This window comes from Acidocella sp. MX-AZ02 (genome assembly GCF_000306035.1).
GTDB lineage: Bacteria > Pseudomonadota > Alphaproteobacteria > Acetobacterales > Acetobacteraceae > Acidocella > Acidocella facilis.
The window spans coordinates 734,707-735,686 of the sequence record NZ_JH976208.1 but is presented as its reverse complement, the minus strand read 5'-3'; the positions used below and the strand labels follow the sequence as shown (position 1 = coordinate 735,686).

Here is a 980-nt window from a genome sequence, read left to right as displayed (position 1 = left end):
GGCGGCGGCGGCGCTGCTGCGCCGGCTCGGGCGGCGGCGGGTGGGGCTGCTGGCCGGGCCGGCGCACTCCCCCAGCGCCACCAGCCGGCAAGAGGGGTTTCTGGAGAGCTGGGCGCCGCAGACACCCTTATGGATCCGCGAGGCGCCGTTCACGCTGGATCTGCCGCGCCAGGCGGTGAAAGCCCTGGCCGACCCGGCGCTGGATGCGGTGTTTGCCGCGAGCGATGTGATGGCGATCGGCGCGCTGCGCACGCTGCACGAACTCGGGCGGCGGATTCCGGAGGATGTGATGCTGATCGGCTATGACGACATACCCTGGGCGGCGCTGGTGGAGCCGCAGCTCACCACCATCCGCCAGCCGGTGGCGGCACTCGGCGAGTGCGCGGTGGCAACGTTGGAGGCGCGCATCGCCGCCCCGGACAGCCCGGCCGTGCACCATATTCTACCGATCAGCCTGATCGAACGGGCATCGACCATCATGTCGGGAGGGACAGCACGTGCTCGTCATCGGTAGCGCCAACATGGATGTCGTGGTGCGGGCGGACCGCGCCCCGGCGGCGGGGGAGACGGTGCTGGGGCTGGATTACGCCCTGTATCCCGGCGGCAAGGGCGCCAACCAGGCCATCGCCGCCCGCCGCGCCGGCGCGCAGGTGAAATTTTGCGCCTGTCTCGGCGAGGATGCGCATGGCGCGGCGCTGCAAGCCGCGCTGGCGGCGGACGGGGTGGAGCTGTCCGGCCTGCGCCATTGTGAAACCCCAAGCGGTGTGGCGCTGATCACGGTGGAGGCGAGCGGGGAGAGCCGCATCATCGTCGTGCCCGGCGCCAATCATCGCCTCACCCCGGAGATGCTGCCCGCGACCATCCCGCCCGGGACGCTGCTGCTTGCCCAGCTGGAAGTGCCCATAGAGACCGTCCTGGCCGGGGCGGCGAAAATCCGCGCCGCCGGCGGCTGCGTGGTGCTCAACCCCTCCCCTGTCGCG

At 71.7% G+C, this 980-nt stretch carries 2 protein-coding genes; both read left to right on the top strand.

Annotated elements, in window-relative coordinates; translation table 11 throughout:
• Window positions 1–514 (top strand): LacI family DNA-binding transcriptional regulator (locus MXAZACID_RS11820; protein WP_008494602.1); only part of this gene is annotated, 514 nt, incomplete at its 5' end.
• Window positions 498–980 (top strand): PfkB family carbohydrate kinase (locus MXAZACID_RS11815; RefSeq protein WP_008494601.1); only part of this gene is annotated, 483 nt, incomplete at its 3' end. The genes MXAZACID_RS11820 and MXAZACID_RS11815, both read left to right, overlap by 17 nt.